The organism is Bilophila sp. 4_1_30 (genome assembly GCF_000224655.1).
Taxonomy (GTDB): domain Bacteria; phylum Desulfobacterota; class Desulfovibrionia; order Desulfovibrionales; family Desulfovibrionaceae; genus Bilophila; species Bilophila wadsworthia.
Window position 1 is genome coordinate 54,638 of record NZ_JH114235.1, and the last position, 9,742, is coordinate 64,379.

7 protein-coding genes are annotated in these 9,742 nt (G+C 63.8%); 3 read left to right on the top strand and 4 right to left on the bottom strand.

Annotated features, from left to right (window positions below; all coding sequences use genetic code 11):
- A partial coding sequence (locus HMPREF0178_RS17820; RefSeq protein WP_009368985.1) for an L-serine ammonia-lyase, iron-sulfur-dependent, subunit alpha occupies positions 1-364 on the top strand: 364 nt, incomplete at its 5' end.
- Between the two features lie 246 nt (positions 365-610).
- Here the strand turns inward: HMPREF0178_RS17820 and HMPREF0178_RS17825 are convergent.
- Complete coding sequence (locus tag HMPREF0178_RS17825; RefSeq protein ID WP_009368986.1) at positions 611-1,840, bottom strand: hypothetical protein; 1,230 nt, start codon at positions 1,838-1,840, stop codon at positions 611-613.
- Between the two features lie 237 nt (positions 1,841-2,077).
- Positions 2,078-3,865 (bottom strand): UGSC family (seleno)protein, encoded by a 1,788-nt coding sequence (locus HMPREF0178_RS17830; RefSeq protein WP_369737672.1) that lies wholly within the window; start codon positions 3,863-3,865, stop codon positions 2,078-2,080.
- Between the two features lie 583 nt (positions 3,866-4,448).
- Between HMPREF0178_RS17830 and HMPREF0178_RS17840 the strand changes: the two genes are divergently transcribed.
- On the top strand, positions 4,449-5,174 hold the full coding sequence (locus tag HMPREF0178_RS17840; RefSeq protein WP_009368989.1) for a response regulator transcription factor: 726 nt from the start codon (positions 4,449-4,451) through the stop codon (positions 5,172-5,174).
- A gap of 12 nt (positions 5,175-5,186) precedes the next feature.
- On the top strand, positions 5,187-6,665 hold the full coding sequence (locus tag HMPREF0178_RS17845; RefSeq protein ID WP_009368990.1) for a HAMP domain-containing sensor histidine kinase: 1,479 nt from the start codon (positions 5,187-5,189) through the stop codon (positions 6,663-6,665).
- A 53-nt stretch (positions 6,666-6,718) separates the two neighbouring features.
- On the opposite strand, the gene HMPREF0178_RS17850 is transcribed toward HMPREF0178_RS17845, so the two are convergent.
- Both HMPREF0178_RS17850 and HMPREF0178_RS17860 read right to left on the bottom strand, forming a co-directional pair.
- Positions 6,719-8,470, bottom strand: a complete 1,752-nt coding sequence (locus HMPREF0178_RS17850) for a UGSC family (seleno)protein (RefSeq protein ID WP_279139183.1) — start codon at positions 8,468-8,470, stop codon at positions 6,719-6,721.
- Positions 8,471-8,560: 90 nt separating this feature from the next.
- A complete protein-coding gene (locus tag HMPREF0178_RS17860; protein ID WP_009368993.1) occupies positions 8,561-9,526 on the bottom strand; it encodes a DUF6282 family protein in 966 nt (321 codons plus the stop codon).
- Positions 9,527-9,742 lie beyond the last annotated feature (216 nt).

Consider the following 9,742-nt stretch of genomic DNA (forward strand, 5'->3'; position numbering starts at 1 on the left):
CGGCTGCGCGGTGGCGGCGGGAGCCGGAGCGGCGGCGGGCATCGTCCGGCTGCACGGCGGAACCCCGCGTCAGGCGGAGCTTGCCGCCATCACCCTTGTGGGGACGCTCCTCGGCATGATCTGCGACGGAGCCAAGGAATCCTGCGGGCTCAAGGTGAGCAACGCCGCCAGCGAGGCATGGTCAGCCGCCATGCTGGCCCTCGAAAACCGGGGCATCCGCAACACGCAGGGCATCATCAGCCCGGACATCCACGAGCTTGGCATCACCCTGCGGGAATTCAACGAGAAGATTTTCAGCGCCGCGGATTCCGTCATGATCGGATTGATGACCCGCCAGAACAGGAGTGCGGAAAGCCGCGCCTGATTCCGGCTCCCAGAAAGCCGGGCCGCCTCCAGCCCGGAATCCCCCAAGGCTGCGGATCGGAAACGATCCGTGGCCTTTTGCGTGCGCAAGGCGCGGGGCCGGGGAGCGGTTTTCCGCCTCCCGCGAATAGCCGGTGATTGATGGCCCATTAGAACGGGGACGCGGAGTGAAGCTCACGTGCCCTGCCGGACCGTTGCGTGTTTCGCTGTGGAATGCGCGCTCCCAAGCCTTGCTGGAGACAGGGGCTCAGCGCACGCCCTCGCCCCAGCTCGCGGGCAGGCGGATTTCTTGGCTGACCATCTTCCCCGAGGCCCAGCAGGGCAGCAACATGCTCTTTTCGCCCGTGCCGCCCGCCACGATGACGGGCATGGAATCGAAAAACGGCTTATCCACCAGCTCATTCGGATCGGCGATGGCGAACACTTCCTCGGGGACGCCCTTTCTTGCCTCCTTCGCGCCGTGGTACTGCCGGTTCCACTCGCCGAAGGGGATGCGGGCCCGCTCCCGGATGTACTGGCGCATGGCCTCACGCGTCCAGCCTTCCCGTGCGAGCATCTGCGCGGTGTCCTGCGCGACGAGCAGGATGATGCTCCGGCGGTAGGGCCGGTCGTGCCCGCGCAGCCATGCCGCGATGAGATCCAGATATTCCGGGCGGCTGTAGCCGATGCCCATGATGCCGGAATACCCCTCCACCGCGGCCACGGTCACCACGTTCCGCTCGGGCAGGAAACCGTATTCGGTGTGAAAGGGCGGCCACGGGCTGGCGTCGGCGTTCTCGGCCAGAAACATGGCGAAATCGCCCGGCTGGCCGAGGGTGGACATGTCGGTGATGCCGGGGCGGCTTCCGCCCACGTTGTTGATGATGAGGTGCAGGGCCCTGCCGATGCAGGCGTTGGCCCGGTTGCCCCTGCCGAAGGTGTTGGTCCCGGCGTTGATGCCGAGCCGCTTGACGATGGGCCCGCTTACGATGACGAGCACGGAGTCGGGATTGGTCGTTGTGGCTACGCCGCGCAGGTCGAATTCCGGCTGGCTGACGGCTTCCACCGCCGCCACGAGCAAGGGCATGTGCCTCGGCTCGCATCCCGCCATGACGGCGTTGACCGCGATCTTCCCCACTGTGGCCACCCCGTCCAGCGGCGGGAGCGTGGCGATGGGGAAGTCGTCCGGCAGGTCGTATCCGGCGAGCATGGCCTTGACGCGTTCCGGGGTGGGCGGCACGAGCGGCAGCCCGTCGCCCCATCCCCGGGCGAGGAACAGGGTGTTGAACGCCTCAAGCCCGTCGCCTGCGGCTTCGATGGTTTCGGTATCCGCGCGGGGGAAGTCCACGGCGGTGCCGGACGAGGAGGCGAGGATGGTATCGACATACACGCCGTCCTCGCTCTGCCCCGCCGGATTGCAGACCGTGAGGCTTGCCGCCTGCGCCGGAGGCATGAGGAACAACCCCGCCGCGAACAAGAAAGAAAGGATGATGCGCATGACGGTTCCTTCCGAAAGGTTTCTGTGGGCGTTTGTCGAGGCGCGTTTCGGCGTCGTCCCCAATGCCCTCAACGGCGCTTCCCGCGAGGACGAACCGCTCCGCCCGGATGCCGTGAGCGGTCCCGGATACGCGAAAACGCCCACGGCAAGAGGCGATCCAGGCTGTTGGCGAACGGCTTGCGGCACGTTCCGAAAACAGGGCCGGAGCCCCCGTGAAGAGGGCCCCGGCGTTGAGGGTTATTCGGCGATCTTCGCGGAAACGGGCTTCAGGACCTGCGGGAAAGGCACCCAGAACTGGGACTGCTTGCCCGGCCCGCCGGAGACGATCATCTTGATGGATTCCCGCTGGGTGAAGCGGGGGATCAGGGTGTTGGCGTCGTAGGGGCCGAAGGCCTCCGGAGGCACGCAGGTCGCCTTGGTGTAGAACTTGTAGGGGAGGACGGTGTTCTTCACCAGATAGTCCCTGATGGCGTCCTTGGACTTCATGTCCCGGTACATGGTGGCCGCGTGCTCGGGCGAGATGACCAGCACCGCGTAGCTCACGGAATTGCTCCACGCGCTGAGCGGCTTGTTGTAGGGGCTCTTCTCGTCGGGGACGGTGACGGTCAGGCAGCTTGCGATGCCGGAGGCCGATCCGGCGATGCCCGCGCTGAACGTATTCAGCAGATCCTCGCTGGCCACGCTGTCATGATCGATGTTGGCGTTGGCAAGGTAGGACGTGGAGATGGTGACGACGCTGTCGTTGCGGGTAAAGCCCTGCTCTTCGGCGAACGTCTTGTCCCACGGGGTTTCCTTGGCGTTTTCGCAGATGACGTTGGCGACCAGATCGAAGGAACTGCCTTGCGTGCTCTTGTCGAAGTTCGGGGGCACGGAGCCGCCCACCACGTCGCCGACGAGGTTGACGAAGTAGCCAAGGGCGTTGGTCACCGGGTTTTCGCCTCCGGCGGTGCCGGTACCCGCGTTGAGCTTGAGCTTTTCGACGATGGGGCCGCTGATGACGATCAGGGGGCTCGTGGGCGCGGTGGTGGTGGATGTGCCGCGCCATGCCGCCTCAGGGGCCTTCATGGCGTTGATCGTGGCGAGCAGCAGGGGCATGTGCTCGGGCTGGGCCCCGGCCATGACGCCGAGGACGGCCACAAGCTCGACGGTCAGCATACCCTGGCGGGGCGGGACGACCCACAGCACTTCGGAGGGGGCGCGCTTGGTGCCCTTGAGCATTTCCCGCACCCGATCAACGGTGGGAGGGATGATGGGAAGCGAAAGCGACCACTTGCGCTTGGCGAACAGCTTGTTCACGTCGGCGTAGGTTCCGGTGAACTTGAAGGTCTTGGCAGGATACGGGGACTCCTGGGCGGCTTCCTTTTCCTTGACGGGCTGCCACTGGGTCGCGGCCTTGACGATGTCGCCGAAGGCGGCGTCGACCTTGGCGTCGACCTGCTCCTTGGGGAGCATACCAATGGGATGCGGCACCGTGACGAAGCACATGTCCGTCAGCCCCTGGCTCTTTTGCGTGCCCCGGGCGAGGGTTACGAACTGGTCGGTTACGATTGTTACCGTGGGGACGCCCATCTTTTCGAGATTGCACTGGTCAACTACCAGCCATGAGGTGCAGCTGCCTCAGTCGCACTGGGAGGCGATGACCAGATCCGGCTTCACCGAGGCCACGGCCTTGGCGATGCGTTCGGATTCGGCGGCCGTCCCGGAGATCGCGTTCAGGCTCTTGTCGGTTTCATAGGTCTTGACGATCGTGGCGCTGGGGTACTTCTTCGCCAGCAACTCGGCCAGGCGGTTCAGCACCACGTCGCCGTTGTGCTTGCTGTTCCAGCGCAAGGCGATCGTCTTGCCGTCGAGCGAGGCTATCCGCTTGGCCGGATCGACCGACGCCTTCTCGATGATGCCCGCCGGGTTGACCAGTTCCCACTCCTGCGGCTTCTCCGCCGCCTGTGCCCCCGGAGCCGCGATTGCGGGCATCACGAGGCACGCCGCGGCAGCGGACAGGATCAGTCCTCTGAACGTCCTTTGCATAGTCCTACTCCTTTTCTCTATCTCCGCCCGACCGGCTGCCGGGCTTGACTGGAGCCATTATGAAGAAGCGCTGTAAACCCAGTTTGTGCTTTTTGTAATTTTTACATTCGGGCAATGTAAAGTTTTGTTAAGATACCAGGAACCATCGGACAGCCTCCCGGCGCGGCGGCCCTCCCCCGGCAAGGGGCATTGCCCTGCGGTGAGGCGGGCAAAGGCCCGGATGCGGCGCCTGTCCCGGCGCTGCGCGGGCAGCGCTGGAAGCACACCCGTCATCAAGAAAATCACATTTAATCCATGATGGTTATCCGTGCATCACCTGCTCCCGAGACGTGTTTCCACCCCGGTCAGCGGCCTTCTCCCGCCTCCGCAAGCGCTCCCGCATGGGTTCAAACCCCGAACAGGAGCCCATGCCTGCACCCACCGCGGATGCAACCGGGGGCATTCCGGATGTGCCTTTCTTTTCGGGATGATGGCTTTTTCTTCCCTTTTATTGAGCCATTCCCGTGCCGGACATGACAAACGCCGGGAAAAAGACTAGCGTTTAGCCCATGCCATCCACAGCGTTCCGTACAAGGAGCCCCATATGCCCGGCGACATTGCGATTTCAGGCGTCAGGATTCTCCTCATCGATGACGATCCGGAATTTTGTTCCCTTTTGAACGATTATCTGGAACTGAACTCCATAAGCCTCACCTGCGCCCATGACGGGCAATCCGGCCTCGACATTCTGGACAGGCGCGCCTTCGATCTGATCCTGCTCGACATGTTCCTGCCCGACATCAACGGGCTGGACGTGCTGCGCCGCATCCGGAGGATGCAGTCCCCGCCCGTGGTCATGCTCTCGGCGCACAATGAGGAAACCGACCGCATCATCGCGCTGGAAATCGGCGCGGACGACTATGTGCCCAAGGCGTTTTCCTCTCGGGAACTGCTGGCGCGCATCCGGGCCGTGCTGCGGCGCTGCGCTCCGGAGCAGGAAAGCGCGCCGCCGGAAAAAACGGACGGCAGGGATATCCTCCGCGTGCGCGACCTCACCGTGAACAACCACACCAAGGAAGCCTTCCTTCACGGCGAACCGCTCAACCTGACCGTTTCGGAATTCCAGATCCTCTTCACGCTCATTTCCGAACCGGGAAGCGTCTTTTCCCGCGAGGATCTCCTGCGCATCACCGCCGAACGGGACTTCAACAAATACGACCGATCCATCGACGTGCACATTTCCTCGCTGCGGCGCAAACTGCGCGAGGACACCGGATCGCCGCAGTATATCCGGACGCTGCGGGGCGTCGGCTATTCCCTCATCCGGTAGCCGGGGAGAGCCATGTTGAAGTCGCTCTACTCCAAAATGCTGGCGTGGCTTCTGCTCAACCTTCTGCTCATCGCGCTGGTGGGCGGCGGGTTCGTTTTCTTCGTGCTGTTCAGCAACACCTACGGGCTCGTGCCCGCCTCGCTGTTCAGCTCCAACGTGGAAAACGTGTTCCGGGTGCTCAGCACCGAGCTGCAATACCGCTCCACCCAGGAATGGAGCGCCATCGTCAAGGCTTACGACAGGCCGGGCCTGCAATTCCATCTGGTCAGCCTCGACGATCCGTGGCTGTACTTCGCCGGGGATTTCGTCCCCCTCGCCATCCTCGAAACGGCCCAGCGCATCCCGCGCACGCCCTTCACCCTCTGCCCCGATCCCTCCAAGGTCTTCAGGGGCAGCGAGGACTACCAGACCGAAACCGGTCTCGCCCCCACCCCTCCGGCCATCTTCGCCCGGCAGGGGAGCCCGACGGGGTATTGGTACGCCCGGACCCTCTTTGTCCCCGACGCCAACCATGAGGCCCATTACCTGCTGCTGGCGGTGGAATCCGACGACTTCACCGGGCAGGGGCTTTTCTTCAACTTCCGGCTGGCGCTGTTCGTGGCGCTCGGGATCATCGGCCTGTCCTGCCTGTGGTGGGCCCCTTTCGTCTGGCACCTTGCGAGGCCCCTCCTGGGCATGGCCGACTATGCCGAACGCATCGCCGCCGAGGGGAATCCGGGCGGCGTCCCGCCCCCGCCCGTCAATGCCGCGCGGCAGGATGAGATAGGCCGCCTGAGCCGGGCGCTCGGCACCATGACCCGCCGCCTAAACCAGCAGATGGCGGGCCAGCGCCAGTTCATCCGGCACATCGCCCACGAGCTCAATACGTCGCTCGGGCACTGCGACCTCGGCCTTGCCGTGCTGGAAAAGAAATCCGAGGGCGAATACCGGGAGCGCGTTCGCCGCGTCATGAGGGAGCTGGACAACCTGACGCAGCTGACCGACGACGTGCTGGAGTTTTTGCGCGCCCAGTCCGCGCCGCAGCCCGCATCCTGCGAGGAAGTGCTCCTCCTGCCCCTGCTCGCGGATCTGCGGCGCAACTTCCCGGCGGATGCGGACATCCGCATGGACATCCCCGAGGATCTCGTGGTCTGGGGGGACAAGGGCTGCATCCGCCGCGCCGTAAGCAACGCCTTGCGCAACGCCGTGACCTACGCGGGCTCCAAAGGGCCCATCCGGGTGCGGACCGGGTTCCGCCCCGTGGACAACGCGGTGCTGCTGCGGGTGATCGACTCGGGCGACGGCGTGCCCGAAGCCGAGCTCCCTTCGCTGACCGAGCCTTTCTTCCGGGGAGCCGAGGCGCAGCGCAAACATCCGGGCGGCTCGGGCCTCGGGCTGGCCATCATCAGAAACAGCCTCGAACAGTGTGGCGGTTCGGTTTTCTGCGCCAACGAGAAGCCGCGCGGGTTCTCCGTGACCATGATCTTTCCGTGCGGGCAGCGGGGCGAATAAGGGACAGCCGGATCTTTGGGGGGAAAGATCCGGCTGTGTTTGAGGGTGGATGGCTATTCGGCTATCTTCTTGGAAACGGGCTTGAACACCTGCGGGAAGGGTACCCAGATCTGGGACTGCTTGCCCGGCCCGCCCGAGACGAAGAACTTGATGGACTCGGTCTTCTTGAAGCGGGGGATGAAGGTGTTTTCGTCATAGGGACCGAAGTCCTTGCCCGGAACGCAGGTTTCCTGCGAGTAGAACTTGTACGGCATGGCCGCCGTTTCCCGCATGAAGTCGCGGGCGGCCCGCTGGTCCGGGAAGTCCTTGGCGATGGTCGCCGCGTGCTCGGGGCACAGGACGATGAACGCGAAGGAAACCTTGTTGTTGATGGCATAGGTGGCATCGTAGTCGGCAAGGCAGGAGGCGAGGCCGGAAGCCGATCCGAGCAGGCCGGTGGACAGGGTGGTCAGGAGGCGCTGGCCGGTCTTGCTGTCATGGTCGATGTTGGCGTTGCCGAGATAGGCGCTGAAATGCGTCACGATGCTGTCGCTCGGCTTGAAGCCCGCTTCTTCGGCGTAGGTCGTCTTCCACGGGTTTTCCTTGGCGTTTTCCGTGAACACCATGGCTACGAGGTCGGCCGAGGAGCCGTGCGTGCTCTTGTCGAAGTTCGGGGGCACGGAGCCGCCCACCACGTCGCCGACGAGGTTGACGAAATAGCCGAGGGCGTTGGTCACCGGGTTTTCGCCTCCGGCGGTGCCGGTGCCGGGGTTGAGCTTCAGCTTTTCGATGATGGGTCCGCTGATGAAGAACACGGGCACGGTGGCGGCGGTGGTGGTCGTCGGGCCGCGCCACGCGGCGACGGGATCGGCCATGGCTTCCACCGTGGCGATGAGCAGCGGCATGTGTTCGGGCTTGGCTCCGGCCATGACGCCGAGGGCGGCGACAAGCTCGACGGTCAACATGCCCTGACGGGGAGGCACGACCCAAAGGACTTCGGCTGGATCGCGCTTGGTGCCCTTGAGCATGGCCGCCACCTTGTCCACGGTGGGCGGGACGATGGGCAGGCTGAGGGACCACTTGCGCTTCTGGAACATGTCGTTCACATCGGCGTAGGTGCCGGAGAACTTGAACCGCTTGGCGGGATAGGGCTTGACCTGGGCGTCTTGCTTTTCCTTGGCCGGGGTCCAGGCGGTGGCGGCCTTCACGATGTCGTCAAACGCCGCGTCGACCTTGGCGTTGACTTCTTCCTTGGAGATCATGCCCAGAGGATGCGGGACCGTCACAAAGCACATGTCGGTGAGGCCCTGGCTCTTCTGGGTGCCGCGCGAAAGGGTCAGGAAGGGATCGGTAACGATGGTAACAGTGGGAATGCCGGACTTTTCAAGATTGGACTGGTCAACTACCAGCCATGAGGTGCAGCTGCCTCAGTCGGCCTGTGAGGCGATGACGATGTCGGGCCTCACGCTGGCTACCGCCTTTACGATACGCATGGACTCGTCCTGCGTGGCGGAAATCTTGTTCAGGTTCTGATCGGCCATGTCGCGGTACGTCTTCACGACCTTGGCGGTGGGATACTTCTTGGCCAGCAGTTCGGCAAGGCGGTCGAGCACCAGATCGCCGTTGTTCTTGCCGTTCCAGCGCAGGGCGATGGTCTTGCCCTCAAGCGCCGTGATCCGCTTGGCCGGTTCCACGGCGACCTTTTCGATCTCGCCGGTGGGATTGATGAGCTCCCATTCCTGCGGCTGATCGGCTGCCTGCGCCGCCGGTGCCACACAGAGAGCGGCAGCCGCCGCGAGAGCCATATGCTTCAAATACGTAAGCATAGCTTTCTCCTGGGTTAAAGGTACATTCTCCTGATCCGGCCAGGTGCCGGAGTTCCCTTACAGACTTTGTGATCCCTGCGCGCCGGAAGGCTAGTCCAGTCCCAGCAGCATGGCAGGGGTCTTCCGGGTAACGGCGTTCAGCACGTCGTCCTTCACCCCGGCCTTGCGCAGCCCGGTGATGAACGTGCGCATCCCGTCGATGGGGTTGGGGTTGAGCGCCTGTCCGAGGTCCGTGCTGATGAACTGCCGATCCGGGGCGAGGGCGATGTACGAGGCGAATTCCTCCATCGTGACCTGCGGCTGTTCCCGGTACCCCGGAATCACCGCATGGGGGCCCTTGAAGTACGGCAGCACGCTGTGTTCCAGATACGCGCCGTTGTCGATACAGGCCTTGGCCTGATCCATCGACAGCTTCCACGGGGCCTGGCTCGCGTGCGTGACGACCGCCTTCTTGACGCCCACTTCCTTGGCCTTGGCGGTGAGCACGACGCATTCGTCGGGAGAGGAGTGCCCCGTGGCGAAAATGATGTCGGCGTCGGCGCAGATTTCCATGACCTTGACGACCTCGGGCAACACCTTCCCCTGCGCGTCGAGCACGGGCACGCCGCCGCCCTTCTTCCGCATGTCGAACGCCGACTGGTAGGTCGGCATCCAGATGCAGCGGCAGTAGTGGCCGGTGACCTGCGTGGCCATCTTGGCGGCCTGCACGTTGACCGTGTCGCCGTAGTTCCTGTTGAGCGCGATCCCGCCGAAGACCTCGATGCCGGGCACCGTGGCCCGCAGCAGATAGGCGATGTCGTTGGTGATGAAATCATGGCACTTGTACATGATCCCGCGATAGCCGTTCTGCTTGCACTGCCGGGTCAGCGTCAGCTGGTCGATGCAGCGGGCCCGGACATCGGGATCGGCATGTACGTGCATTTCGATCACGCCGTCGAGATCCTTGTCGATGGGAGGCGTCGCGGCTCCGGCTTCGCCTTCCAACAAGCGGCCAGACACGGCAAGGGCGCCGGTAAGGGCCGCGGCCTTCATGAACTCCCTGCGAGAACTGGGCATCGTATGCTCCTTCTGCTACGGGTTATGGAACACCCTGCCACTGGCAAGGCTGGCATCCTTGTTCATTTGAAGGCATGATAGGCGGCTAATGTTAACCGGATATGAACTTTGCGCCGTCCGATGTAAAAAATTGTTAAGGCACCCTTTACAATCGCTTGGGGGGAATGGTGGATGATCGAAGGGGGGAGGAGGGGACTTTCTGAACAAAGTCCCCTC

Coding starts and splice junctions, on each gene's coding strand:
- HMPREF0178_RS17825 (WP_009368986.1), bottom strand. CDS start 1,840: ATGCGCATCATCCTTTCTTTCTTGTTCGCGGCGGGGTTGTTCCTCATG.
- HMPREF0178_RS17840 (WP_009368989.1), top strand. CDS start 4,449: ATGCCCGGCGACATTGCGATTTCAGGCGTCAGGATTCTCCTCATCGAT.
- HMPREF0178_RS17845 (WP_009368990.1), top strand. CDS start 5,187: ATGTTGAAGTCGCTCTACTCCAAAATGCTGGCGTGGCTTCTGCTCAAC.
- HMPREF0178_RS17860 (WP_009368993.1), bottom strand. CDS start 9,526: ATGCCCAGTTCTCGCAGGGAGTTCATGAAGGCCGCGGCCCTTACCGGC.